We start from the raw sequence: 24,653 nt of genomic DNA on the forward strand, positions 1-24,653 counted from the left end.
CGGCCCGCGCCCATCCTACGCAGTGCAGCTACTGCCAATGCAGCGGCTGCTTGGCATCCAGCTCACTGAGCTGATCGGCAAAGCGAGCTTCCAGTACGTTGCGGCGGATTTTCATGGTCGGGGTCATGCAGCCGTTGTCCACCGTCCAGGCTTCACGCACCAGTACAAAGTGGCTAAGGCGTTCATGGGGCTGCAGCTGGTTATTAAGCTGCTGCAGGGTTTGCGCAAGGTCGGCCGCCACCTGCTCGCGAGCCTGCTCACGGGCAGCCGGAGACAGCTCGATCAGCGCCAGTGGCTGATCCAGATTACTGCCCATCAGACACACCTGCTCAACCCAGAGATTCTTGGCGATCTCGCCTTCAATCGGCGCCGGGGCGATGTACTTGCCCTTGCTGGTCTTGAAGATGTCCTTTACCCGTCCGGTGATTTTCAGGTAACCGGCCGCGTCGACCTCGCCCTTGTCGCCGGTATGCAGCCAGCCATCGGTGATGGTTTCTGCAGTTCTCTCCGGATCCTGGTAGTAGCCCAGCATCAGACTGGGGCAACGCAGGAAGATTTCGCCATTCTCGGCGATGCGCAGTTCATTGCCCGGCATTGGTCGGCCCACGGTGCCGAAACGCACCTGCCCTGGCCGGTTGAAACAGCCATAGGCCAGGTGCTCGGTCATGCCGTAGCCCTCGCAGATGGTGATGCCGATACTCTGATACCAATCGAGCAACGCACGTGGAATCGCCGCCGCGCCGCTGACCAGAATGCGCGCACGATCCAGGCCCAGGCCTTTGCGAATCTTGCTCGCCACCAGGCCGCCGATCAGAGGAATACCCAGCAACCGCGCCAGCTTGGGCTGCGGCAGCTTTTTCAGCACGCCCTGCTGAAAACGCGTCCACAAGCGTGGCACAGAGAAGAACACGGTCGGCCGCACATGGCGCAGATCACTGGCAAAGGTTTCCAGCGACTCGACAAAGGCGATTCGCCCACCGCTGTACAGTGCCGTCATTTCCACTAGAAAACGTTCGGCGGCATGCGACAGCGGCAGATAGGAGAAATACTGATCCTGCTCGGTGATCTGCAGCTCTTTAACCGAGCGCCCACCAGCAATGGCAAAGGCCTTGGCCGAGAGCATCACGCCCTTGGGCTGACCGGTGGTGCCGGAGGTATAGAGAATGCTCAGCAACTCATCCGGCGACTGCGTGTGGCTATCACGTAACGGTTGATGCGCTGTCAGCAAGGCATGCCAACCGTGGTTGGCGTCGATGGTCGGATACGGCATGGCGATACGCATGACTTCAGCCGAAATACCCGGCGCCAGCTTGGCCGGCTCATCCAGCTTGCCAAGGAAGATCGCCTTGCACTGCGAGTGGCGCAGCACATAGTCAATGCTCTCGGCCGACTGCAGCGGATACAACGGCACACTGATCAGCCCGGCGAGCATGATCGCCAGGTCGGCGATGATCCACTCGGCACAATTCTTCGCCAAGAGCGCAACCCGGTCTCCCGGCGCGCAGCCCAGCGCGTGCAAGGCCGTGGCCATGCGCCGCGCCTGGTCATCCACCTGGGCCCAGGTGAGGTCATGCCACTGGCCGTTTACCGGCTGGCTGAGCCAGACCGCATCGGGGCGCTTCTCAACCCAGAGCGCCAGGCGCTCCAAGGGCAGTTGATCGATCATCGCAATCCCTCGTTCTTATTGTTGTCGATGGCGCAGCGTTCAGAGTTTGAATACCCGCCGCGCATTGCCATACAGAAACCGGGCCTCCACCTCCTCGCTCAAACCGAGCTCTTTGACCTGAGCCATGCAACGGCTGAGCGACAACTGCGGGAAGTTGCTGCCAAACAACACCTTGCCCGCCCCGTAGCTCTGCATAAACTGCAGCAGCTGCGCCGGGTAGTAGCGCGGCAGGTAGGCCGAGGTATCGATATAAACGTTGTCGTGTTTCCAGGCCACGCCGATCATCTCGTCGGTCCAGGGATGGCCGATATGCCCGGCGACTATGCGCAGCTCGGGAAAATCCAGCGCCACCTCATCCAGATAGGGCACCGGCCGCCCGGTTTCCGAGGGCATCAGCGGCCCGGTGTGGCCGACCTGGGTGCAGAACGGGATGTCCAGCTCGATGCACTTCACATACAGCGGGTAGTACAGGCGGTGGTTGGGCGGTAATTTCCACAGCCACGGCACGATGCGCAGCGCCTTGCTGCCCAGCTCATGCACCGCCCGCTCCAGCTCGCGTACCGCCGCGACCGGCTTGCTCAGATCGACCGTGGCCACGCCGACGAAGCGCTCGGGAAAGGCGCGAGTGAACTCGGCCACCTCATCATTCGTGATGACCCAGCCTTCCGGGCGACACCAAGCCGCCAGCATCAGCGTGTCCACCCCGGCCTCGTCCATCTGCACCACGGTCTGTTCCGGAGTCAGGCGCTGCTCAAGCAAATGCCCGCTGCCAGACTTCTCGAACAGCCGCGCCACTTCTGGGATACGTTCGCGCAACAGGCCACTGGCCGGTTGTGCCCAAACATCGATAGCGCCACGTACTCGATTCATTACACCCTCCGACGGAGCTAGCTGACTCACAGTTTCATACCACGGCTGATAATTTCTTTCATAATCTCCGAGGTGCCGGCGAAGATGCGCTGGATGCGTGCGTTCGCGTACATCTTGCAGATCGGATACTCCCACATATAGCCCCAGCCGCCGTGCAGCTGCACACCCTCATCGACCACCTTGCACAGCAGCTCTGTGGTGAACAGCTTGGCCTCGGCGGCCACTTCCGGGGTGAGTTTCTTCTCGTTGTGGTCGGTTACGCAGCGGTCGACAAACACCTGCGCCACGTCGATCTGCGTACGCATTTCCGCCAGCTTGAAACGGGTGTTCTGGAAGTGCGAAATCGGCCGGTCGAAGGCCTTGCGCTCTTTCACATAGTCGATGGTGGTCTGTAGCGCAGCCTCGGCTGCCGCCACCGCGCCGCAGGCGTTGGTCAGGCGTTCCTGGGCGAGCATATTCATCAGATAGAAGAAGCCGCCTTTGGCGTCGCCCAACAGGTTGGCCTTGGGCACCTTGACGTTATTGAAGAACAGCTCGGCGGTGTCCTGGCTCTTCATGCCGAGTTTTTCCAGGTTCTTGCCGCGCTCGAAACCTTCCATTCCGCGCTCCACCAGGAACAGGCCCATGGCGTGCTTGTTGTTCGGGTCGGTCTTGGCCGCCACGATCACCACGTCGGCCAGCAGGCCGTTGGAGATAAACACCTTGGAGCCGTTGAGCACATAGTGATCGCCCTGATCCACCGCGTTGGTACGCATACCCGCCAGGTCCGAACCGGCGCTCGGCTCGGTCATCGCCACCGCCAGAATCAGCTCACCGCTGATGATGCCCGGCATAAAACGCGCCTTCTGCTCGGCATTGCCGTATTCGGCGACATAGGGGCCGCACAGCGCCGAGTGCAGCGGCAGCATAAAGCCCGGCTCATTAATCTTCGCCAGTTCCTCACACATGATCTGCTCGTAACGGAAGTCCTTGAGCCCGGCACCGCCGTACTCCTCATCCGCCCACGGCAGCAGAAAGCCCATGTCGCCAGCCTTCTTCCACGCCTCGCGGCTGACCACGCCGGCCGCTTCCCATTCATCCTGATGTGGCAACACTTCCTTTTTCAGAAAGGCGGCGAACGCGTCTCGAAACATGTTGTGTTCGGTATCGAAAATAAGGCGCTGCATGCGGATGTGCTCCCTGAGCTGAAGTCGTGCAGCAGGTTAGGCCCCAGCCCCCTAGCGCCTCAATGACCCATGCGCTCAGCCTGGATTGACCCAATCGCTCGACCGGCTTGTCGGCGGTGCAGTGTGCTGCCTACCATCGGCGTACTTTCAAGGAGCCGTCATGCGCGAACGCACCATCGCCAGCCACTTTGTCTGCGCCGCCTTGCGCGGCGCCGAACGCCAGGGCCACGACTGCACACAACTGCTGCGCCAATTGTGCATCCAACCGGCATTGCTCGACGAGCCCCGCGCGCGGGTCGCCCCGGAACAGTTCGCCCGCCTGGTGCAACTGCTGTGGGAAAGCCTCGACGACGAATACCTGGGTTTCGGCCGCCTGCGCAGCAAACGCGGCACCTTCGCCATGATGTGTTACGCGATCATCCACTGCCATTCCCTGGAAAAAGCCCTGGGCCGTGGCGCGCTGTTCTACAGCCTGTTCCCGGAAGCTCCGACCATCAGCATCCAGCGTGAAGGCGACTGGGCACGGCTGAGCGTGGACGACTCCACCCTATGGGACCCCGACCACTTTCTAGTGGAAAGCCTGCTGGTGATCTGGCATCGCCTCGGCAGCTGGCTGATCGGCCAACGCATCCGCCTGGAAGAAGCTACCTTCACCTACAGCCAACCCGCCCACGCCGGCGAATACGAACTGCTTTTCCCCTGCACCAGACGCTTTACCGCAGGTCGCACCAGCCTGCTGTTCCATGCGCGCTACCTGACCATGCCGCTGCTGCAGGATGAACGCACCCTCAAACAGTTCCTCCAGCACTCCCCCGCCGACCTACTGGCCCGCCCGGATGGCGGCGATAGCCTGATCAGCCAAATCCGCCGCCTGCTAGGGCGCGACTGCAGCAACTGGCCGGACCTGGACGCCGTCGCCCAGCAACTGCATATGAGCCCGCAAACCCTCCGCCGGCATTTACGCGAGGAAGGCTCGAGCTTTCAGGAATTGAAAGACCACCTGCGCCGCGACCTGGCGATTTATCACCTGGGCCGCGATGAACTGGCGATTCAGGATATTGCTGAGCAACTGGGGTTTTCTGAACCGTCGGCCTTTCACCGGGCGTTTAAGAAATGGACGGGGTTAACGCCTGGGGCTTATAGAGCGCAGGAAGGGTGAGGCTGCCGAACGCCGACAGAAACCTGAACGGTTATGCCGTGATCAACAATCGGCTGAAAGCCCTGCAATTTCGGTATGCAAGCTGGCGCATGCCTGCTTTGATGCGCATCGACCGCTATGATCCCGAGACATTTTCGACATACCAGCTAGACAGCCGTGTAACCGATCAGTAGCGTCTGGACATCACGACGCGTGGGCTGGCTTGGTAGATGTAGCCATTCATGTCGCTTTATCACCTCGTTTAGTCGCGTTCAGCATTCGCGACTCTATGCAAATCAAGTGATTACTGCGTGACAAGGAACGTTATCAGACACACTCAAGCGTTTTATGCGACAGGAATGTCGCCTAATTATAGTTAGGGATGGTCTGAAGTAGCCCTGTATTTCCGGTCAACTTCAGCCTCCGCTGATTTTGAAAGCGGAAAACTGATCAAAAACGATCAGGTCATCCGCTCATTTCGGTGTTTCTGGCCGCCGCGAGCACCTCGCAGCGGTCATTTCCCACATTACAGGCGCACCTCTCCTGCATTCGTCAGCAAATGTCGACGGGCCATCCACAGGTTCGACAGGGCGAACAGCGTTACCAGTTGTGCGGTGTTTTTGGCCAGGCCACGGAAACGCGTCTTCACATAACCGAACTGACGCTTGATCACCCGGAACGGGTGCTCGACCTTGGCGCGAACTTGCGCCTTGGCCTTCTCGATCTTGCGCTTGGCTTTGTACAGCGCGCTGCGCTTACTCAACGTGTTGTACGTACTGCGGCGGGCTGCGATCTGCCAGATCACTTCACGGCCTTCATGTTCTGGCCGCTTCTCTACGCCGGTGTAACCCGCGTCGGCACCCACCATGTTTTCTTTGCCGTGTAGCAGCTTGTCGACCTGAGTAACGTCTGCAACATTGGCTGCCGTGCCGACCACGCTATGCACTAAACCCGACTCGTCATCGACGCCGATGTGCGCCTTCATGCCGAAGTAATACTGGTTTCCCTTCTTGGTCTGGTGCATTTCCGGGTCACGCTTACCGTCCTTGTTCTTGGTCGAACTCGGCGCATTGATCAGCGTGGCATCGACGATGGTGCCTTGGCGCAATGACAAACCGCGGTCACCCAAATAGCCATTGATGACGGCCAAGATGCCCGCAGCCAGTTCGTGTTTCTCCAGCAATCGGCGGAAGTTGAGGATGGTGGTTTCGTCGGGAATGCGCTCCAGGCTCAGACCCGCAAACTGGCGCAGGATGGTGGTCTCGTACAGAGCCTCCTCCATCGCCGGGTCGCTGTAGCCGAACCAGTTCTGCATCAAATGAACCCGTAACATCGCCATCAGCGGATAGGCTGGACGTCCGCCTTCACCCTTGGGGTAATGCGGTTCGATCGTAAGCGCTCCATAAACCTCATCTACAAATGATCCGCAGGCCAGCCAATGCTGAGCTCCAATTTCTTTCTGGAGCCAGCCGTCATGATGCGCCCCGACGCCAAAGTCGAAAAAGTCTATCTATACCCCAAGCCGGTGGATTTCCGAAAATCCATCGATGGCCTGGCCGCCCTGGTCGAGCTGGATATCAAGGTGGCGGTGTTCGACCCGGTGCTGTTCGTCTTCCTCAACCGCGCGCGCAGCCGGGTGAAGATTTTGTATTGGGAGCGCAACGGCTTTTGCCTGTGGCTCAAGCGATTGGAGGCTGAACGCTTCAAGTCGCATCCGGAACCTGGCGAAGATGCGATCGTGCTGACGGCCCAGGAGTTGAACTGGTTGTTGGACGGTATCGACCTGTGGCGCAACCGGCCGCACCAGGTTTTGACCCCTAGGTTCGTCACCTGAGCCGGTATAATCCACGGCATGATTTCTGTGCCCGAAACCCTTCCTGATGACCCCGCCGCGCTCAAGCAATTGCTCGCTGAGGTGTTGTCGTCGGCGCAGGAATTGGCCAAGGACAAGGATGGGCAGATCGAGCGCCTGCGCGAACAAAACGCGCTGTTGATCCAGCGCCTGTTCGGCCGTAAATCCGAGCAGAGCAGCGACCCGGATTCACCGCAGCTAGAGATGTTCAACGAAGCGGAAAGCCTGGCCGAAGCGGCGGCTGAAGCTCCGGCCGCTGAGGTCGAGGAAGAAGTCGTTGCGCCGACCAAGCGCCGCGGCAAGCGCAAGCCGTTACCGGCCGAACTACCGCGTGTCGAGGTCATCCACGAACTGCCCGAACACGAACTGACCTGCGAATGCGGTTGCCGCAAGCAGGCCATCGGCGAAGAAACCAGCGAGCAGCTGGAAATCATCCCGATGCAGGTTCAGGTGATCCGCCACATTCGCAAGACCTATGCCTGCAAGGCCTGCGAAAGCGCGCCGGTCACCGCTGACAAACCGGCCCAACTGATCGAGAAAAGCCTGGCCAGCCCGAGCGTGCTGGCGATGCTGCTGACCAGCAAATACGCCGACGGCATCCCACTGTATCGCTTCGAAAAGATGCTCAGTCGCCATGGCATCGACATCCCCCGGCAGACCCTGGCGCGCTGGGTGATCCAGTGCGGCGAACTGCTACAACCGTTGCTCAACCTGATGCGCGACAGGCTGCTGGACAGTCCGGTGATCCACTGCGATGAAACCCGCGTGCAGGTGCTCAAGGAGCCTGGGCGCGATCCGAGCAGCCACTCCTGGATGTGGGTGCAGACCGGTGGCCCGCCTGGCAAACCGGTGATCCTCTTCGACTACACAACCAGCCGCGCGCAGGAGGTGCCGCTGCGCCTGCTCGACGGTTATCGCGGCTACCTGATGACCGACGATTACGCCGGCTACAACGCCGTGGCCGCACAACAAGGTGTTGAGCGCCTGGCCTGCTGGGCGCATGCGCGGCGCAAGTTCGTCGAAGCGCAAAAGGTGCAACCGAAGGGCAAAACCGGGCGTGCCGACATCGCGTTGGGGATGATCAACAAGCTCTACGGCATCGAGCGCGAACTTAAGGATGCCAGCGATGAACAGCGCTACCGGGGCCGCCAGCAGCACAGCCTACCGCTCCTCGATCAGCTCAAGACCTGGCTGGAGAAAACCCAGCCGCAGGTCACGGCGCAGAATGCCCTGGGCAAAGCAGTGAACTACCTGGCGAGCAACTGGAGCCGACTCGAACGCTACATCGAGGCTGGCCACCTGCCGATCGATAACAACGCTGCCGAGCGCGCGATCCGGCCCTTCGTCATAGGTCGCAAGAACTGGCTGTTCAGCGACACGCCGAAAGGCGCGACCGCCAGCGCCCAACTCTACAGCCTGGTGGAAACCGCCAAGACCAATGGCCAGGAGCCCTACGCCTGGCTGCGCCATGTCCTCGAACGCCTGCCGCTGGCCAACAGCGTTGAAGCCTACGAAGCGCTGCTGCCTTGGAACTGCCAACCAACGACGCCACTGTAAAACGCAAAACCTCTCCAGAGGGAGGTGGGGTCTATGGAGCGCTTACGTTCGATCAAGGCAATCAAACCCTTCCACGGCACAACCTGATCCATCTCGATCAGGAACAGCTCTTTGCGGGTTTGCTTGCGCTTGCCGGCGTACTCGGCGTCGGCGAAGGTCATCTGCTTCATCGGAAAACTCGGCGGGTGGAGTTCAGGTATTTTGCCAAATTCAGGAAGTCTTCTTCAGGGTTTCCCTAGAATTCATAGCAGTACTGCCATTCAAACCTCGACTCAAGGGAATGACTCTTACTGCAGAAGTAAAAAAATCAAACCATCCCGTGACACTGCAGATATCCCCAGAGAATAAATTCGACATTATTCCTGGTATTAAGTCAATTGACACATCCCATATGCTAATCGTCAAACTAACCATGCATATAACGCATGCCGGAGATAAAGCGTCGCTCACCAAAAGATGCCAGCCTGACAAACTCCTATGGGAGATATTAGGATATCTGAATACAATTTTATTCATTGCGAAATTCAATGATGGCAACACGAAGAACACAAAAGAAATACGAAGCGCAGGAATAATAGATTTACTTTTTTATCAGTTAGTGGTTGATGGTGAAGCACAAGCAATGCAAGGAAACTCAAGTTTCTATGCGGAAAATCAATCACTACAAACCTCCTTGCCCCACAAACCATCAGTGCCATCCAACGAGTGGTATACATTAGTTAGAGCCTCCGAACTCGTGGAGCGTGGATATAACAGTGAAGGCCTACTAATTGCATTCTCATTGCTTGACAGTTCAGCCCAAGACCACCTAAAGAAAAAAATGGCAACTCTATCAAGCGATGAAAGTGGCGATTTACTTTCCAAAGTAGGTTATGACCGATTGAGAATTTATCTTGGCAGCTTCCACAAAGCTCTTACAGGTGTATTTATAATCGAGAAGGGGCAGCTTACTGGCGAGCTTAAGTGGCTTAACAACACACGAAACGATGCTATTCACAATGGCATGAACTGCGAAAGATCCGATGCAATAAAAGGCATAAATTTAATAATTAAAATAATGCACCTATTAAATGAGTTTGGTGCCGAATACAAACTACCGGACGCGTTGTTTGAAACATAACAACTGGTATATGGACTCTCCCCACAAGTAGTGAGCAAAGCTTTGCTTTTGCACCTGTCGTCAGCGCGGTTGCATTCGTATATCCGGCCTGTTTTGGGCTCACCGCCCTGGCCACTCTGTAGTTCGCGCAGCGGGGGCCAAGCGTTCAATCGATCACGCGGATCATGATTGTTATCGGCCTTATTCCGCTGCAGGACTCGCCTGTTCCGACAGTGCTGCTGCTCACCACAACCACAAGAAAACCATCTCTCCCTTCTGATTACCCCGCCGTCAGGCGGGCTTTAGGCTTTGCCAGTTACCACTGAAACGCCGCTCATGGCACCACACGGCCCAGCAAATCCTGACCAACTTGTTGGCCAGGGCTACAGCCGCTTTGTTGTGGCCGATACGGGCTGCCGTCTCGACGGCCCAGCGTTGCAATTGGGTCAGTTTTTCCGGTGAGCGAGCCTGACAGCGCTGTGCTGCCAGCAAGGCCGCTCGCGAGCCGTGGATTAACAAGGTGCGCACATAGACGTTGCCCTGTCGGCTGATGTGACCCAACTTGCGCCGGTCGCCGCTACTGAATTCGCGTGGTGTCAGGCCCAGCCAGGCGCTGAGTTGACGACCACTGGCAAAGCGCTCGGGCTTGCCGACTGCGTTTTTCAGGGCGCTGGCGGTCAGCAGGCCAATACCGCTGACTTCATCGAGTTTGCGCACCACTTCATCGTCGGCGTGCCAGCGTTTGAGTTGCTGCTCACACTTGGCCACGCACTGTTCGTGCAGGTTGATTTCCGCAAGGACGATATGCAGTTGATGGCTCAAGGGGGCGACTTCTGGGCGCTCAACCAACTCGTGGGCCGCACGGATAAACGCGGCGGTGGCGACCGGGGCTTCGATACCCGCTTCGCGCAGGATGCCGCGCAGCAGGTTGATCCGCTGGGTACGGCTTTTCTTCCAGGTTTCGCGCAGCCCGTGCAGTTGCTGCACCTGTTGTTGCTCATGGGTTTTCACCGGCACCGGATAGATATCCTTGCAGCGCGCGGCCTCCAGCATCGCATCACAGTCATTACGGTCGGTTTTGTTGCGGCGTCGATACGGGCGTACATAGCGCGGGTGGATCAGCTTTATCGAATGGCCCAGTGCCTGTGCCACGCGCCCCCAGTAATGGGCCGTGCCGCAAGCCTCCATCACCCACTCGACCGGCTCAGTTTGCTCCTGTATATATCGCCTGAACGCCTCTCGGTTCAGCCGCTTGCGCTGCACCACCTGGCCGGAACGGACACTCTCGGCAACTTGGTAAACGGACTTGGCCAGATCAACCGCAATTCGTTTCATCGCGCCTCTCCCTTTGTTCAGTCACCGCGGTTCTGGGTATAGAACTGTGGCGCGGGGAGAGTCCATTACAGCATTCAAATCGTTCGCTTCGCTCACTGGGACGGGCTAAAGCCCGCCCCTTAACCAAACGTTAGGCAATCAAAAATGAACATCTACGCACTTACGATTGGCATATTCATAGCAGTTATCGTTGTTCTACGATTTAGGACGAGGAGATTGGAAAAACCCCGATGGGCGTACCCAATGTTGCTAGCTACGCTCCCTATCTATTATTGGGTTTTTGCTGTGTACGCCACTGATTACACCGCCTTACTTAATGAGCTTATGGCAAGCGTAGCCTTTCTCGCCATTGCCTATGTTGCCTACAGATCCAGATCGTTTGCTACTTTGGTGCTGCTAGCCATCGGCTATGTCGCACACGCCGCTTATGATTTCTATCACGATGTTTTGTTTGTCAATGCTGGCGTTCCAACTTGGTGGCCCGAATTTTGTGGTTCAGTTGATGTTCTTATTGGAGGCTACGTTGCATATCTGGCGTTTTCTTTGCGCAAGCGGGTCGCCATTGCCTAACATGGCGCTTGAGAGGGACGCGCCAAAAGCGGCGCGCCCCTCAACTTTACGTTAGAGGATGCACATGAAATACACTGAACTCCTGAGCATCCCTATCCGGGTTCTTGGAATTTATATTTTCTACTCGACTTTTCTTGCAGTAATACGTCAGTATTTTTTATTGACCCAGGTAGCAGCAACAAATTCTGGCGAGTATAAGACTTATGCAGCAATTGCAATATTTGAAATAAACGTCATGTTAATCGCAGCATTAGCACCAACAAAGCTTCCACTGACAATCTCCAAGTTTCTTACGCCAGTAAATTCTGAAAGTACGCTCAACACAAATATTACCGCCGAGCAACTACAATCAGCAGCACTATGTATATTGGGTATTTACATCATCACCAAAAACATATCCGACCTAATATTTAATGCTGCCTGGCTTATTAGCTACATTGGACAACCGCCAGAATATCCCGGCAGGATCGGCGAACTCGCAATAAACGAACTCATTACAATCGTTGAAATATTCATCGGAATAATACTTTGCATAAAATCCGACGGAATCAATCTGTTAATAAAACGCATGAGAACAGCTGGAATATCGGCACCACCCTCTAACTAGTGGTTCAAACCGTTCGCTTCGCTCACTGGGACGGGCTAAGGATGGTCTGAAGTAGCCCTGTATTTCCGGTCAGCTTCAGCCCTTGCTGATTTTAAAAGCGGCAAATCGATCAAACGCTCAGATCAGCCGCTCACTTCTGCGTTCTTGACCACCGCGAGCACCTCGCGGCAGCCATTTCCCGCATTACAGGCGCACCTCTCCTGCATTGGCCAGCAAATGTCGGCGCGCCACCCACAGGTTCGACAGCGCGAACAGTGTCACCAGTTGCGCCGTGTTCTTCGCCAGACCACGGAAGCGCGTCTTCACATAACCGAACTGCCGCTTGATCACTCGGAACGGGTGTTCGACCTTGGCCCGAACCTGCGCCTTGGCCTTCTCGATCTTGCGCTTGGCTTTGTATAAAGCGCTGCGCTTGCCCAGTTTTTTGTAGGTGCTGCGGCGTGCCGCGATCTGCCAGATCACCTCACGCCCATCATGCTCGGTACGCTTCTCGACACCGGTATAACCGGCATCGGCGCAGACTGCGTTCTCCGCGCCGTGCAACAGTTTGTCGACCTGGGTGACATCCGCCACGTTGGCCGCCGTGCCTACCACGCTGTGCACCAGGCCCGACTCGTCATCCACACCGATGTGGGCCTTCATGCCGAAGTAGTACTGGTTGCCTTTCTTGGTCTGGTGCATTTCTGGATCGCGTTTGCCGTCCTTGTTCTTGGTCGAACTCGGCGCTTTGATCAGTGTGGCATCGACGATGGTGCCTTGGCGTAACGACAGGCCCCGGTCACCCAGATAGCCATTGATCACCGCCAGAATGCCAGCCGCCAGTTCATGTTTCTCCAGCAGGCGACGGAAGTTGAGGATGGTGGTTTCGTCGGGAATGCGCTCCAGATTGAACCCGGCGAACTGACGCAGGATGGTGGTCTCGTACAGCGCCTCTTCCATCGCAGGATCGCTGTAGCCGAACCAGTTCTGCATCAGGTGCACACGTAGCATCGCCATCAGCGGATAGGCCGGCCGACCGCCTTCACCCTTGGGGTAATACGGTTCGATCAGTGCGTTCAAACCCTTCCACGGCACCACCTGATCCATCTCGATCAGAAACAGCTCTTTGCGGGTCTGTTTGCGCTTGCCGGCGTATTCGGCATCGGCGAAGGTCATCTGTTTCATCGGAACACTCAGCGGGTGGAGTGCGGATATTTTGCCAAAATCAGGAAGTCTTTTTCAGACCATCCCTAAGGATCCTCTGAAGTAGCCATGCATTTCTGGCTGACGTCAGCCTCTGCTGATTTCGAAAGTGATAAATCGATCAAAAACGATCAGATTACCGGCTCATTTCTGTGTTTTTAGCCGCCGCGAGCACCTCGCGGCAGCCATTTCCAGCATTACGGGCGCACCTCTCCTGCATTCGTCAGTAAATGTCGGCGCGCCATCCACAGATTTGACAGCGCGAATAAAGTCACCAGTTGCGCCGTGTTTTTGACCAGGCCACGGAAGCGCGTCTTCACATAACCGAACTGACGCTTGATCACCCGAAACGGATGCTCGACCTTGGCTCGCACTTGGGCCTTGGCCTTCTCGATTTTGCGCTTGGCTTTGTACAGCGCGCTGCGCTTACCGAGTTTCTTGTAAGTGCTACGCCGTGCTGCAACCTGCCAGATCACTTGACGGCCCTCATGCTCGGGGCGCTTCTCGACACCGGTATATCCGGCATCGGCCCCCACCATGTTTTCCTCGCCGTGCAGCAGCTTATCGACCTGGGTGACATCCGCCACGTTGGCGGCAGTACCCACCACGCTGTGCACCAAGCCAGACTCGTCATCCACCCCGATGTGCGCCTTCATGCCGAAGTAATACTGATTGCCTTTCTTGGTTGAGTGCATCTCAGGGTCACGCTTACCGTTCTTGTTCTTGGTTGAACTCGGCGCGTTGATCAGCGTGGCATCGACGATGGTGCCTTGGCGCAGCGACAAACCACGGTCACCCAGGTAGCCATTGATCACGGCCAGGATGCCGGCAGCCAGTTCGTGTTTTTCCAGCAAGCGGCGGAAGTTGAGGATGGTGGTTTCGTCAGGAATGCGCTCCAGAGTCAGCCCGGCAAACTGGCGTAGGATGGTGGTCTCGTACAGCGCCTCTTCCATCGCCGGATCGCTGTAACCGAACCAGTTTTGCATCAGATGCACTCGCAGCATCGCCATCAGCGGATAGGACGGTCGGCCGCCTTCACCCTTTGGATAATGCGGCTCGATCAAAGCGATCAACCCTTTCCATGGCACTACCCGATCCATCTCGATCAGGAACAATTCTTTGCGGGTCTGCTTGCGCTTGCCGGCATACTCGGCGTCGGCGAAGGTCATCTGCTTCATCGGAAAACTCGGCGGGTGGAGTGCGGATATTTTGCCAAAATCAGGAAGTCTTTTTCAGACCATCCCTAAAGCCGCCCCTTAACCGAAACGTTATGTAGCAAAGACAAATGACCAAGCACTCGAACGCCAGACACATCACCGTTTAATCGATTTCCACACGATTTCGGCCACTTGCCTTGGCTCGATACAGCGCCAGATCCGCGCGCTGGTAGAGAGTGGCGGTCGTGTCGCTGGCATTGCTGAAGCTCGCACCGAGGCTAGCGGTCATCACCTGCGCGGGGTTTTTCTGGTGCTCAATTGCCAATTCTTCGCAGATTTTACGGCGGATGCTTTCGCAGGTACTGGCCAGGTAGGTGCTATCAGGGTTACGCAGCACCAGGGCGAACTCCTCACCACCCAAACGCGCGGCAAAGTCCAGATCACGGCGCGGATGCTTGGCCAGCACAGCGGCAATGCGCTGCAAGGCAAGGTCTCCGGCCGGATGACCATAACAATCGTTGTAAGCCTTGAAGTGGTCGAGATCGAGCATGATCAATGCAATGCGCATTTGCTCACGCTTGGCTTCCTGCAAAGCACGCTGTAACAACAGGTCAAAACTGCGGCGATTGTAGAGCTGGGTCAGACCGTCGGTATCGGCCATGGTTCGCAAATCGCGTTTGGCAAGAAACAGCCCGCGCATTGAATGTTCCTGGCAGTAACCGGCGTTGCCCCAGCTAGAGTCGCTATCGTCAGGTAGGCCAAGGACGACAGGTCTTGGATAGACGATTCGGCTGAGGTGGTCAGCTGTATTGCCAGGCAGGTACATAACAACGTGGTGATGCCCAAACAGAGGCTATTGCGGTAGCTGTAGCCGATGGGCACAAAGATCACTATCTGGATCAGCATCATACCCTCCAGACTGTAGGGCAACTGCATCTGCTCCTGAGCCTGGTGGTACATCAACGTCACCAGCAGCATGCCCAGACTAAGGCTTCCCAGAGCAATCGGTATCCAGCGATAGCCAGTGACAAGGTCCGGACGCCTCAACACTCGATAGGCGCTAAACATGATGATCAACAGCGCACACAACCGCACCAGCATGACCGGCAAGGTCGTAGGGTTTGCACCAACGCTGTAGAGCAACAACAGATCAAACGCAAAGAAGGCCAAAAAGCTGAGCAGCAGTAAGCCGATAGCCACGCGCCGGGTTTGCCGGTAGCTGGAATAAGAGAAGTCACGGTATTCGGCTTCAAGTTCAGACTCGAAGCGGCGTAAGGCAAAACCTGTTGCTAACCGCTCTACAGCGACGACGTGGTGATTGGCAACGGTTGATTCAGCTGGAGACGGCATGGCTGACCTCTCGACGAGCCTTATCGGCTGGCCTATAGCAAAGGTTTAAGGAAAGCTCACTAAGGCTGACAATAGTCGACCAGTACGCGTACTAGAGCAATTCACCTCTGCTCTTCTGCCACCGCGCATCCACGGCTTGCTTCAATCGCTCAGCCGTACACGAAAACTAGCGCCACCCAACGCCGAATCCTCTAGCAGCAACTCTCCGTCGTAGCTTTCGATGATGTCCTTGACCACAGCGGTACCGATGCCCTGCCCCGGATGCTGGGCATCCAGCCGCTCACCACGGCGCAGAATGCGCTCACGCTGATCAGCCGGCACCCCGGGGCCGTCGTCTTCGACGCAGAGTTCGAGCACACTGCCCTGCTGACGCACGCTCACACGCACCTGGCCAAGACATAGGCGGTAGGCGTTTTCCAGCAGGTTGCCGAGCAGCTCCAGCAGCGCGCCGCGCTCCATTGGCAGGTGCTGCTCGCTGGCGAAATCGCGCAGTATCTGCACCTGCTTGTCGCGGTAGACCTTGTCCAGCGCACCGCAGAGCGTATCGAGTAAAGGCGCCAGGTGTGTGCTATGACGGATCAAGCCGCTTTTGCGCAGGCTGGCGCGTTGTAGCTGATAGCCGATCTGCTGACTCATGCGCTCAATCTGCTGCTGCAGCACCTGTGACTGCTCATGGTTCTGCGGCTGCTTGTCGATCACCTCGGCCACGCTTTGCAGCACGGCCAAGGGGGTTTTCAGACTGTGCGCCAGGTCGTCCAGGGAATGTCGGTAGCGTTCGCGTTGCTGGCGTTCACTTTCCAGCAGGCGGTTGAGCGAGCCGGTCAGGCGCAACAACTCGCGTGGGTGCTCCTCACTCAGGCCGGCGCGGGTACCCGCCTCCACCTGATCCAGCTCGGCGCTAAGCCCGCGCAGGCTGCGAAAGCCCCAGGTCAGGCCGAACCACAGCAGCCCGAGCAACACCAGCAGCGCGCCGCCGAGCCAGAGGTAGAGCCGGCCCATAAAACCGTCGTACATGGCCTGGTAATCGCTGGCCGGCTGCATGGTCACCACACTGAAGGCCGCGCTCTGCCCGCGCAGCAGGTCGATTTCCACGTCATAGACGAAGAACTCGCGGCCATGAGCATCGGTGATGCGCACAAATTCGTGGCCACTGCCATCGTAGCGTGGGCGGTAGCTGACGCTTTCGTCCAGGGAGGAACGTGACTGCCAGACCAGTTTGCCCTGGCGGTCATAAATAAAGCCCAGCAGCTTGGCTTCCAGCGTGTCGAATTCCTCTGCTGGCAGTTTGTCCGGCATGCTCAATCGGCCTTGCTCGTTACGCGCGGCAGTAACCAGCCCGGCGGCGTCCGAAGCCAGGCGCTTTTCGATGGACTGCTCCAGGGCGATGACAAAAGCGCCGCGCAAGGCCGGCAGCAGTGCCAGCATAAACAGCACAGCCAATACCGCTGTGCCGAGCATCAGACGCAAGCGCAAGGATTCGCCGCGACGGCCCGCGCCCGGTTTACTCAGTTCGGCCTCACTCATCGGCAGCGCTCGCTAAACAGGTAGCCTTGACCGCGCACGGTTTCAATCGGTTTGAAATCCAGCTGGCCTTCGAGCTTGCGGCGCAGACGGCCGACCAGCACCTCGATCACATTGGGGTCGCGCTCTTCGTCATCCGGGTAGAGCTGCTCAATCAGCCGCTCCTTGGCCACCACCTGCTGCTGGTGGCGCATCAGGTATTCGAGAATGCGGTACTCGTAGGCCGTCAGTTGCAGGGCTTCGCCTTCAAGCAGCGCCTGTTTGCGGTTGAGGTCGAGCACGAGCGGACCGGCGGCAATGCTCGCCTGGGTAAAGCCCGAAGCACGGCGCAGCAAGGCGTTCAGGCGCGCTTCCAGCTCCTCGAATTGAAAGGGTTTGACCACGTAATCATCAGCTCCGGCGGCCAGGCCTTCGACCTTGTCCTGCCAGTTGCCGCGGGCGGTGAGAATCAGAATGGGGAAGCTCTTGTCCTGACTGCGCAGCTGACGAATCAAGTCCAGGCCGCTCATGCCGGGCAAGCCAAGATCGATCACCGCCAGGTCATGGTTGTATTCGGCAGCGCGGTACAGTGCTTCTTCGGCATTGGCCACGGCATCGACCACGTGGCCCTGCTCGCCCAGCAGGCTATAGAGGTGGTGACGCAGCAGCGCTTCATCTTCCACGACCAACAGTTTCATCCTGCACATTCCTCCAATAAAGCGGCCGGGCATTGTGCCCGGCCCTTTTGGCCTAGCGGATTAAAACTTGTAGTTGGCACCCAGGTACAGCTGGCCGCTGCTGTGCAGGTCCAATGAGCCGACTTTGCCTGCACCGTGTGGTGCCATTTCAGTGCTGGCATTGGTGCGCAGGTAGCGGTAACCGGCTTCAATCGAGGCATTCTGGTTGATGTCCTGAAGAATGCCAGCCTGCAGGCCGAGGGCATAACCAATATCGCTGTCACGCTTAAAGCCTTTGCTCTCCTGCTCCAGCTTGACCAGGCCGGCGGTAGCACCACCGAACAGTTTGGTGTTGTAGTCACCAATCGGCAGGAACACATCGTAGCTGCCCAGCAGGTTCTGCTGACGCAGCTTGTTGCCGCTGTCGGTATCCGAGACATTTTCGTAGGTCATGTAGTAACGGTTTGTCTCGCTGACCTGACCAGCTCGCACGCCCCAGGTGCCCGTGTCGTTGATCACCTTGTCGAGCTTGGGATTGTTCAGGTTGCTGTTGAGCGCGCTGGATTTCTGAATGTTGTTGTCGGTCTGGCCCCAGGTCAGGCCAACAAAGTTGTCGCCGGCATTGGCCGCAGCCGCCGCGAAGGTCAGGGAAGTTGCCAGGGCCAGTTTGCTAAGAGTGCGGTTCATGGTGTGTCCTCAGTGATTAGTCGGTGTTGCTTAACTCGAGGTCCATGTTGCCTACCCCAAGCTGAACGCCCACTGAACCCTTGCTGAACAAATGCTGAACGACCCTCTTACAACTTGCGCGCACTGATCCCAGCAGCGACAAACAACGCCGCCAGCACGGCGAGCATCGGCAGCCAGCCCGCATGCTCCCAGATATACCCGGCGGCGTAGCCGATCACGCTGGAGCCCAGGTAGTAGGCGCACAAGTACAACGCCGACGCCTGCGCCTTGGCGCCATGCGCGCGCTGCCCCACCTGGCCGCTGGCCACCGCATGGGCGGCAAAGAAGCCCAGGGTAAACAAGGCCAGACCCGCCACCGCCGCGCTGAGCCAAGGCGTGGCACCAGCCGCCCCGCCCAACCGGCGCTGACGATACCCAGCAGATACACCGTAAACAGCAGGCCAATCAGGCTGGAAGATAGATTGAACGGCGCCGCGACCAGACGAAAGCCGACGTAGTTGAATAAGGCGACGAAGCCGCCCATCAACAGAAACGCCAACAGAAACAGACGGCGTAATTCAGCGTTGCCCAGGTGCAGCGCAAAGTTACGCAGCAGGCCGCGTAGCGACAACGACTGCGCGGTGAAATGCCGCGACGGCGGTAGCAGCCAGGTAAACAGCCCCAGCGCCAGCAAACCCATGCCGGCAATCCCGGCCAGGGCTAGCGGCCAGCCACCGAGATCACTGAGCAAGCCTGCCAGCAGCCGGCCAAGCAAACCACCTAAAGCGGTGCCGCCTATATACAGGCCCATCGCCGCAGGCAACGCTTCGGGATCGAACTCCTCGCCAACATAGGCCATGGCCAGCGCCGGCAATCCGCTCAGGGCCAGGCCAAGCAAGGTACGCAGCCAGAGCAGATGATCCCAGCTATTCACCAGCGCGCAGGCAATCCCCAACAGCGACGCAAGCCCCAGGGCGGCCACCATCACCGGCTTGCGCCCCCAACTCTCGGCCAGCGCACCGGATACCAGCAGGCAGACGGCCAGACTCAGGGTGGTCAGCGACAACGCCAGGCTACTGCCCGCCGCCGATACGGAAAAGTGCGCGGCCAGCTGCGGCAACAGCGGCTGCACGCAGTAGAGCAAGGCAAAGGTGGCAAACCCGGCGCAGAACAGCGCCAGGGTCGCGCGCCGGTAGGCGGGAGTACCGCGCATCAGGTGCGCTGAGGAATTGGCAGCAGGCATCGGCAGGCTCACAAAAGGCTCTAAATCGGCCGCTCTGGCAGATTAGCACGCAGTCATTCGGGATGGTTTTGCGCGCAGTGCATAGCCATTGTGCGTTTCGATCAGCTACTCACTGGGCAAAACCGTTCATCACCCTGTGCCGCAGTTTTTTGTTGCACCAGAGCAGTGGAACTAGCCTGACTAGCAGGCGAAAAAAGACGCAGCCGGGAGCGGCGCTGTAGCGGTCACGGCTTGGCGTTGCTTACCGCCCCACCCAGTGATTTCGGCACGCAAGCCGACTGGGCCTTATCGGCTCAGATACGCCAGCCAGGTCGTAGACGCAGCGCATGGAGCCACTTGTGCAACAGCCAAGGAGTACTTGCGATGAACGACTTTGTAGTCAGCGCCCGCCGTGTAAAACAAGCCGCGTTCGATGCCGAACCCGGCCCTTCACATATGCTGCTGGTGCCTGCGGATGTCGACGAGCCCATCCCCAAACACGGGCGCATGGGCGAAACCTGGGTCAAGGCCTGGGTGCAGCAGTTGCTGGCCAAGGCCATCTGGGGCACGGATGAGCGCACCGGCGCCGAGCGTGGAGACATCCTGGTCTACGTGCATGGCTACAACAACAGCGCACCTGAAGTGCTCAAGCGCCATCGCCAGTTGCAGAGCGACCTCAAGGCGTTGGGCTGGAAAGGCGTTGTGGTGTCGTTCGACTGGCCCAGCGACAACAAGACCGTTGGCTATCTGGAAGACCGTCACGACGCCAAGCTCAGTGCGATGCAGCTGGTTACCGACCTGATTGCCCTGCTGGCCGCCAAGCAGACTCCGGATTGCGCGGTAAACACGCATATTCTCGCCCATTCAATGGGCACCTACGTGGTGCGCGAAGCCTTCGACGACGCCGACGACGCACGCTTGGAAAACAACAGCTGGATGATCAGCCAACTGTGCTTTATCGGCTCCGATGTCTCGGCCTCGTCGTTGAGCCAGGGGCATGCCAGCAGCGATTCGCTGTACCGTCACTGCACGCGTCTGACCAACTACTTCAGCTTTGGCGACAGCGTGCTGAAACTGTCCAACGTCAAACGCGCCGGCGTAGCGCCACGCGCAGGTCGGGTGGGCCTGCCGGATAATGCGCCGGACTCGACAGTCGATATTGACTGCACCGCCTACCACCAGCAGCTGCTCAGCGATAAAGCCCTGCAAGCCCGCGACCAACCGCATAAGTTTCTCGGCAGCGAGGACCACTCCTGGTACATCGGCAACCGCGTATTCACCCGCGACCTGTTCGAAACCCTCAAGGGCGACCTGGATCGCAGCATCATAGCCGCGCGCAGACCGATACCAGGCAGCAGACGTTTAAGCCTGGTGGGCAAATAGCACAGGGGTTGGAGCGTTAGACAGGCAGCGCGACGGCCCGCAGGGTGGCGGCCAGGGATGGCAGACAAAAAAACGGGAGCCCAAACGGGCTCCCGTACTCATTCTCAGAGAAATGCCGGAACAAGCCTCACGCCTGCACCAGCTACAACCTCACCTGCGTCCCCGAAGAAACGCATGCCGCAGTGTGGCAAAAAAGTCTCGGCAACTCCGTTTAGCTTTGTTGCGGCTTTGCAAAGAAATGTAAACGCCCGCGCCAGCTGGCCGTACCAAACGCCGCGCGGCAGAATAGGCCGATGAATACAGCCTACTTGCCATCCTGCTGCAGCCCGCTGAATGACCACTGGCCATTGCCGCACAAGCTGCCGGCGGTGCAGCTGATCAGCACCCTCTTTACTCCAGAGCTGCTGGATATGGCGGACTTCAGCCGCTGCACCATCGAGCCGGTGCGCGGCGTGGCTAAACGCCAGGCCGAATACCTGGCCGGCCGCCTGTGCGCGCGTGAAGCCTTGCTGCGCGTGACCGGTACAGCGGCAGTTCCAGCTTCTGGTGAAGATCGCGCGCCGCAGTGGCCAGTCGGTATGGTCGGCTCCATCACCCACGGCAGCGGCTGGGCCGGCGCCGTGGTGGGCAAAAGCACGGATTGGCGCGGCCTTGGACTGGATATCGAGCAGATCATGTCGGCCAGCCGCGCCGAACGCCTGGCCGGGGAAATTCTTACTCCAGCCGAGCTGTTCCGCCTGGAAGCCTTGCCGAGCGAGCAGCGCGCGCAACGCATCAGCCTGACCTTCTCGCTCAAGGAAAGCCTGTTCAAGGCGCTCTACCCACAGGTATTGCAGCACTTCTATTTTCAGGATGCCGAACTGCTCAGCGTCGACGCCGACAATAAGGCGCGTATGCGGTTACTGATTGACCTGCATACGGACTGGCCCGCCGGCAGTGAGCTGGAAGGCCAGTTCGCCGAGTTCGACGGTTATCTGCTGAGCCTGATCAGCATTGCACGCTGATCTGTCGAGCGCGGCAGCCCAAAGCGCCAGGCAAATCCGCTAAACTCGGCCGATTGCCGTCTGGAGTGCCCTATGCGCGAAGATTTGAATCAAGGCCTGATCGAGTTCCTCAAGGCCTCGCCAACCCCTTTTCATGCCACCGCCAGCCTCGCATTGAGCCTTGAAGCGGCCGGCTTTCAGCACCTGGACGAGCGCGCCAGCTGGCATACTGAGGCCGGCGGTCGTTATTACGTCACGCGCAACGATTCCTCGATCATCGCCTTCAAGCTGGGCAAGCGCGCGCCGCTGGAAGGCGGTATCCGCCTGGTCGGCGCACACACCGACAGCCCGTGCCTGCGGGTCAAACCGCAGCCGGAGTTGCAGCAACAAGGCTTTTTCCAACTTGGCGTTGAGGTCTACGGCGGTGCCTTGCTGGCGCCCTGGTTCGACCGCGATCTATCGCTGGCCGGTCGAGTCACCTACCGCCGCGACGGTAAGGTGGAAAGCCAGCTGATCGATTTTCAAAGCCCGATTGCGATCATTCCCAACCTGGCCATCCACCTCAACCGTGAAGCCAACCAGGGTTGGGCGATCAACCAGCAGATTGAGCTGCCGCCAATCCTCGCGCAATTATCCGGCGATGAGCCCGCCGACTTTCGCGCACTGATCACCGATCAACTGGCCCGCGAACACGATTTCAGCGCCGATGCGGTACTCGATTACGAGCTGAGTTTCTACGACACCCAAAGCGCTGCAGTCATTGGCCTGAACAACGACTTTATCGCTGGCGCACGGCTGGACAATCTGCTGTCCTGCTACGCCGGCCTGCAGGCACTGCTGGCCGCGCCGGATGAAGAAAGCTGCGTCTTGGTCTGTACCGACCATGAAGAAGTCGGCTCCTGCTCGGCCTGCGGCGCCGACGGCCCGATGCTCGAACAGGTATTGCGTCGCGTGCTGCCGGACGGTGATGCCTTCGTCCGTACCATCCAGCGCTCGCTGCTGGTTTCCGCCGACAATGCCCACGGCGTACACCCCAACTACGCCGACAAGCATGACGCCAACCACGGCCCCAAGCTCAACGCCGGTCCGGTGATCAAGATCAACAGCAACCAGCGCTACGCCACCAACAGCGAAACCGCCGGATTTTTCCGTCACCTGTGCCTGGAAAATGAAGTGCCGGTGCAGAGCTTCGTCACCCGCAGCGACATGGGTTGCGGCTCGACCATCGGCCCGATCACCGCCAGCCAGCTGGGCGTACGTACCGTGGATATTGGCCTGCCGACCTTCGCTATGCACTCGATCCGCGAACTGGCCGGCAGCCATGATCTGGCGCACCTAGTGAAAGTGCTGACGGCGTTTTACGCCAGCGCCGAGTTGCCCTGATGCTGACGGGGAGCTGTTTGTGCGGTGCGCTGGCCTACAGTGTCGCGCGCCTGGACAAGCCGATTGGCCACTGTCACTGCCTGACATTCCAAAAAGCTCATGCCGCCCCGTTCGCCACTACGGCTGGCGTGCTGCGTGAGGATTTTCACTGGCTGCGTGGTGAAGACAAGCTATCCAGCTATGAGTCTTCGCCGGGCAAGCTGCGCCACTTCTGTTCGGTCTGCGGCTCTCAGCTGGTGGCTGAACGACCTGCCCAGCCCCATGTGATCATCCGCGTGGCAACGCTGGATCAGGACCCCGGCGAACGCCCTGCCCAACACATCTGGACTAGTCATGACAAGCCATGGCTGGCAAGCGCCGATTTACCCAGCCATGACGAGTGGCCGCCAGGTCGCTAAATCACTCTGGCACTTCGACACTTACATGCAGGGCGTCGTGGCGCCAGAACTCCAGGTCGCAATCAATCAAGCGGCCATGCTGGTCGCGGTTGATCCGCACGATACGCAGCGCCGGGCTGCCCACCGCTACCTTCAATGCCGACGCGGCTTCGCTGTGCAAGGCCGTGGGCACCATATCGAACCGCACTCGGCCGTAATGAATGTCGTATTCACTGGCATACAATTCGGTCAGCGAACGGGTCAGGTCGAAGTCCAGAATGCCCGCGAAGTAGTTCGGATTGAGGTAGTGCTCGACATACAACACCAGGCGGCCGTCGATGCGCCGCGCGCGACGGATCTGGTAGACGCTGGACAGCGCTGGCCGGAATCAGCCGCGCGCTCAGCACTTCGGTGGCCGGCACCCGCCCCTGCTCGCCGACCATGGCGTGAAAGTGGCTGCGCACCAGCGGGTTGTAGGCCACGCGCGGTGGCGAAACAAACCAGCCGCGACGCTCCTCGCGATAGATCAGCCCCTGAGCCTCCAGCTGGCCCAGCGCCTCGCGCAGGGTGATGCGCGTGGTATCGAATACCTCGCTGAGCTTGCGCTCGGCCGGCAGCTGACTGCCCGACGGCAACAGGCCGTGTTCGATCTGTTCTTCCAATGCCCGGCATATAGCTGTGACTGCCCGCGGCGCTTCATCGCGCATCAAAACCTCCAAAATTGGACTAGTCCAACCCCATTTCGGGGCATCAACCTGTGGGTGCAGCAGTAAAAACCATGTTTCAAGTTTAAGCAGTCTTGATGACCACGCCATGAAAACTTTCTTTCAGTAGCAGCAAAAGCTTATAAATCTTGGGCTGCAGGCCTTACATGACTGAATTTGTTCATGGTCTACGCTAGTGGTGCGCCAGT

The 24,653-nt window shown here is 58.5% G+C and carries 21 protein-coding genes and 4 pseudogenes; 10 read left to right on the forward strand and 15 right to left on the reverse strand.

Annotated features, from left to right (window positions below):
- Positions 1-28: 28 nt before the first annotated feature.
- The 3 genes from BLW24_RS22150 to BLW24_RS22160 are packed head-to-tail and all read right to left on the reverse strand — an operon-like array spanning position 29 to position 3,702.
- Positions 29-1,666 (reverse strand): AMP-binding protein, encoded by a 1,638-nt coding sequence (locus BLW24_RS22150; protein ID WP_090386963.1) that lies wholly within the window; start codon positions 1,664-1,666, stop codon positions 29-31.
- 39 nt (positions 1,667-1,705) lie between these two features.
- Positions 1,706-2,536 carry an amidohydrolase family protein gene (locus BLW24_RS22155; protein WP_090386965.1) on the reverse strand — a complete coding sequence of 277 codons (831 nt, stop codon included), beginning with the start codon at positions 2,534-2,536 and terminating at the stop codon, positions 1,706-1,708.
- A gap of 26 nt (positions 2,537-2,562) precedes the next feature.
- Positions 2,563-3,702, reverse strand: a complete 1,140-nt coding sequence (locus BLW24_RS22160; protein ID WP_090386967.1) for an acyl-CoA dehydrogenase family protein — start codon at positions 3,700-3,702, stop codon at positions 2,563-2,565.
- A 160-nt stretch (positions 3,703-3,862) separates the two neighbouring features.
- Between BLW24_RS22160 and BLW24_RS22165 the strand changes: the two genes are divergently transcribed.
- Positions 3,863-4,861, forward strand: coding sequence for an AraC family transcriptional regulator (locus BLW24_RS22165; RefSeq protein ID WP_090386969.1), 999 nt, complete (start codon positions 3,863-3,865; stop codon positions 4,859-4,861).
- A gap of 505 nt (positions 4,862-5,366) precedes the next feature.
- Here the strand turns inward: BLW24_RS22165 and BLW24_RS22170 are convergent.
- Positions 5,367-6,230 (reverse strand): annotated as a pseudogene (locus BLW24_RS22170) (IS5 family transposase); the annotation flags it as partial.
- 48 nt (positions 6,231-6,278) lie between these two features.
- On the opposite strand from BLW24_RS22170, the gene tnpB reads away from it, so the two are divergent.
- Both tnpB and tnpC read left to right on the forward strand, forming a co-directional pair.
- Complete coding sequence (gene tnpB, locus BLW24_RS22175; RefSeq protein WP_244161054.1) at positions 6,279-6,674, forward strand: IS66 family insertion sequence element accessory protein TnpB; 396 nt, start codon at positions 6,279-6,281, stop codon at positions 6,672-6,674.
- Positions 6,675-6,692: 18 nt separating this feature from the next.
- Complete coding sequence (tnpC, locus tag BLW24_RS22180) at positions 6,693-8,249, forward strand: IS66 family transposase (protein ID WP_090375474.1); 1,557 nt, start codon at positions 6,693-6,695, stop codon at positions 8,247-8,249.
- Positions 8,250-8,296: 47 nt separating this feature from the next.
- Here tnpC and BLW24_RS25785 read toward each other — a convergent pair.
- A pseudogene (locus tag BLW24_RS25785) lies at positions 8,297-8,419 on the reverse strand (IS5/IS1182 family transposase); the annotation flags it as partial.
- Positions 8,420-8,661: 242 nt separating this feature from the next.
- Between BLW24_RS25785 and BLW24_RS22190 the strand changes: the two are divergent.
- Complete coding sequence (locus BLW24_RS22190) at positions 8,662-9,369, forward strand: hypothetical protein (protein ID WP_167360427.1); 708 nt, start codon at positions 8,662-8,664, stop codon at positions 9,367-9,369.
- A 270-nt stretch (positions 9,370-9,639) separates the two neighbouring features.
- Here BLW24_RS22190 and BLW24_RS22195 read toward each other — a convergent pair whose 3' ends face one another.
- Positions 9,640-10,683 (reverse strand): IS110 family RNA-guided transposase, encoded by a 1,044-nt coding sequence (locus tag BLW24_RS22195; RefSeq protein ID WP_090386975.1) that lies wholly within the window; start codon positions 10,681-10,683, stop codon positions 9,640-9,642.
- A gap of 285 nt (positions 10,684-10,968) precedes the next feature.
- On the opposite strand from BLW24_RS22195, the gene BLW24_RS22200 reads away from it, so the two are divergent.
- The gene (locus tag BLW24_RS22200) at positions 10,969-11,253 is read left to right on the forward strand and encodes a hypothetical protein (protein WP_139272733.1); all 285 of its coding nucleotides are present in this window, start codon (positions 10,969-10,971) and stop codon (positions 11,251-11,253) included.
- 64 nt (positions 11,254-11,317) lie between these two features.
- Positions 11,318-11,860: a hypothetical protein gene (locus BLW24_RS22205; RefSeq protein WP_090386979.1), complete on the forward strand. Its 543-nt coding sequence runs from the start codon at positions 11,318-11,320 to the stop codon at positions 11,858-11,860.
- 183 nt (positions 11,861-12,043) lie between these two features.
- On the opposite strand, the gene BLW24_RS22210 is transcribed toward BLW24_RS22205, so the two are convergent.
- The 8 genes and pseudogenes from BLW24_RS22210 to BLW24_RS22240 form a co-directional block, all read right to left on the reverse strand.
- Positions 12,044-13,024 carry an IS5 family transposase gene (locus BLW24_RS22210; RefSeq protein WP_090386981.1) on the reverse strand — a complete coding sequence of 327 codons (981 nt, stop codon included), beginning with the start codon at positions 13,022-13,024 and terminating at the stop codon, positions 12,044-12,046.
- Between the two features lie 215 nt (positions 13,025-13,239).
- Complete coding sequence (locus BLW24_RS22215; RefSeq protein WP_090375326.1) at positions 13,240-14,220, reverse strand: IS5 family transposase; 981 nt, start codon at positions 14,218-14,220, stop codon at positions 13,240-13,242.
- 142 nt (positions 14,221-14,362) lie between these two features.
- Positions 14,363-14,860, reverse strand: coding sequence for a GGDEF domain-containing protein (locus tag BLW24_RS22220; RefSeq protein ID WP_167360428.1), 498 nt, complete (start codon positions 14,858-14,860; stop codon positions 14,363-14,365).
- Positions 14,839-15,549, reverse strand: a complete 711-nt coding sequence (locus tag BLW24_RS26100) for a hypothetical protein (protein ID WP_167360429.1) — start codon at positions 15,547-15,549, stop codon at positions 14,839-14,841. The genes BLW24_RS22220 and BLW24_RS26100 overlap by 22 nt, the downstream gene beginning before the upstream one ends.
- A 141-nt stretch (positions 15,550-15,690) precedes the next feature.
- On the reverse strand, positions 15,691-17,073 hold the full coding sequence (locus tag BLW24_RS22225; RefSeq protein ID WP_090386985.1) for an ATP-binding protein: 1,383 nt from the start codon (positions 17,071-17,073) through the stop codon (positions 15,691-15,693).
- Positions 17,070-17,747 carry a response regulator gene (locus BLW24_RS22230; RefSeq protein WP_090386987.1) on the reverse strand — a complete coding sequence of 226 codons (678 nt, stop codon included), beginning with the start codon at positions 17,745-17,747 and terminating at the stop codon, positions 17,070-17,072. The genes BLW24_RS22225 and BLW24_RS22230 overlap by 4 nt, the downstream gene beginning before the upstream one ends.
- Before the next feature lie 60 nt (positions 17,748-17,807).
- A complete protein-coding gene (locus BLW24_RS22235; RefSeq protein ID WP_090386989.1) occupies positions 17,808-18,413 on the reverse strand; it encodes an outer membrane beta-barrel protein in 606 nt (201 codons plus the stop codon).
- 107 nt (positions 18,414-18,520) lie between these two features.
- Positions 18,521-19,635: pseudogene (locus BLW24_RS22240) on the reverse strand (MFS transporter).
- Positions 19,636-19,998: 363 nt separating this feature from the next.
- Between BLW24_RS22240 and BLW24_RS22245 the strand changes: the two are divergent.
- The 4 genes from BLW24_RS22245 (at position 19,999) to BLW24_RS22260 (ending at position 23,761) form a co-directional block, all read left to right on the forward strand.
- Positions 19,999-20,997 (forward strand): alpha/beta hydrolase, encoded by a 999-nt coding sequence (locus tag BLW24_RS22245; RefSeq protein ID WP_090386990.1) that lies wholly within the window; start codon positions 19,999-20,001, stop codon positions 20,995-20,997.
- Positions 20,998-21,290: 293 nt separating this feature from the next.
- Positions 21,291-22,001 (forward strand): 4'-phosphopantetheinyl transferase family protein, encoded by a 711-nt coding sequence (locus BLW24_RS22250; protein ID WP_090386993.1) that lies wholly within the window; start codon positions 21,291-21,293, stop codon positions 21,999-22,001.
- Between the two features lie 72 nt (positions 22,002-22,073).
- Positions 22,074-23,363: a M18 family aminopeptidase gene (locus BLW24_RS22255; protein WP_090386995.1), complete on the forward strand. Its 1,290-nt coding sequence runs from the start codon at positions 22,074-22,076 to the stop codon at positions 23,361-23,363.
- On the forward strand, positions 23,363-23,761 hold the full coding sequence (locus BLW24_RS22260; RefSeq protein WP_090386997.1) for a GFA family protein: 399 nt from the start codon (positions 23,363-23,365) through the stop codon (positions 23,759-23,761). The genes BLW24_RS22255 and BLW24_RS22260 overlap by 1 nt, the downstream gene beginning before the upstream one ends.
- Position 23,762: 1 nt before the next feature.
- On the opposite strand, the pseudogene BLW24_RS22265 reads toward BLW24_RS22260, so the two are convergent.
- Positions 23,763-24,447, reverse strand: a pseudogene (locus BLW24_RS22265) (UTRA domain-containing protein).
- Positions 24,448-24,653 lie beyond the last annotated feature (206 nt).

The sequence above is a fragment of the Pseudomonas anguilliseptica genome (genome assembly GCF_900105355.1).
Classification (GTDB): domain Bacteria; phylum Pseudomonadota; class Gammaproteobacteria; order Pseudomonadales; family Pseudomonadaceae; genus Aquipseudomonas; species Aquipseudomonas anguilliseptica.

Excerpts from the sequence above, each read along its gene's own strand:
- BLW24_RS22150 (WP_090386963.1), bottom strand. The coding sequence starts at position 1,666 with ATGATCGATCAACTGCCCTTGGAGCGCCTGGCGCTCTGGGTTGAGAAG.
- BLW24_RS22155 (WP_090386965.1), bottom strand. The coding sequence starts at position 2,536 with ATGAATCGAGTACGTGGCGCTATCGATGTTTGGGCACAACCGGCCAGT.
- BLW24_RS22160 (WP_090386967.1), bottom strand. The coding sequence starts at position 3,702 with ATGCAGCGCCTTATTTTCGATACCGAACACAACATGTTTCGAGACGCG.
- BLW24_RS22165 (WP_090386969.1), top strand. The coding sequence starts at position 3,863 with ATGCGCGAACGCACCATCGCCAGCCACTTTGTCTGCGCCGCCTTGCGC.
- tnpB (WP_244161054.1), top strand. The coding sequence starts at position 6,279 with ATGCTGAGCTCCAATTTCTTTCTGGAGCCAGCCGTCATGATGCGCCCC.
- tnpC (WP_090375474.1), top strand. The coding sequence starts at position 6,693 with ATGATTTCTGTGCCCGAAACCCTTCCTGATGACCCCGCCGCGCTCAAG.
- BLW24_RS22190 (WP_167360427.1), top strand. The coding sequence starts at position 8,662 with ATGCATATAACGCATGCCGGAGATAAAGCGTCGCTCACCAAAAGATGC.
- BLW24_RS22195 (WP_090386975.1), bottom strand. The coding sequence starts at position 10,683 with ATGAAACGAATTGCGGTTGATCTGGCCAAGTCCGTTTACCAAGTTGCC.
- BLW24_RS22205 (WP_090386979.1), top strand. The coding sequence starts at position 11,318 with ATGAAATACACTGAACTCCTGAGCATCCCTATCCGGGTTCTTGGAATT.
- BLW24_RS22210 (WP_090386981.1), bottom strand. The coding sequence starts at position 13,024 with ATGAAACAGATGACCTTCGCCGATGCCGAATACGCCGGCAAGCGCAAA.
- BLW24_RS22215 (WP_090375326.1), bottom strand. The coding sequence starts at position 14,220 with ATGAAGCAGATGACCTTCGCCGACGCCGAGTATGCCGGCAAGCGCAAG.
- BLW24_RS22220 (WP_167360428.1), bottom strand. The coding sequence starts at position 14,860 with ATGGCCGATACCGACGGTCTGACCCAGCTCTACAATCGCCGCAGTTTT.
- BLW24_RS26100 (WP_167360429.1), bottom strand. The coding sequence starts at position 15,549 with ATGCCGTCTCCAGCTGAATCAACCGTTGCCAATCACCACGTCGTCGCT.
- BLW24_RS22225 (WP_090386985.1), bottom strand. The coding sequence starts at position 17,073 with ATGAGTGAGGCCGAACTGAGTAAACCGGGCGCGGGCCGTCGCGGCGAA.
- BLW24_RS22230 (WP_090386987.1), bottom strand. The coding sequence starts at position 17,747 with ATGAAACTGTTGGTCGTGGAAGATGAAGCGCTGCTGCGTCACCACCTC.
- BLW24_RS22235 (WP_090386989.1), bottom strand. The coding sequence starts at position 18,413 with ATGAACCGCACTCTTAGCAAACTGGCCCTGGCAACTTCCCTGACCTTC.
- BLW24_RS22245 (WP_090386990.1), top strand. The coding sequence starts at position 19,999 with ATGAACGACTTTGTAGTCAGCGCCCGCCGTGTAAAACAAGCCGCGTTC.
- BLW24_RS22250 (WP_090386993.1), top strand. The coding sequence starts at position 21,291 with ATGAATACAGCCTACTTGCCATCCTGCTGCAGCCCGCTGAATGACCAC.
- BLW24_RS22255 (WP_090386995.1), top strand. The coding sequence starts at position 22,074 with ATGCGCGAAGATTTGAATCAAGGCCTGATCGAGTTCCTCAAGGCCTCG.
- BLW24_RS22260 (WP_090386997.1), top strand. The coding sequence starts at position 23,363 with ATGCTGACGGGGAGCTGTTTGTGCGGTGCGCTGGCCTACAGTGTCGCG.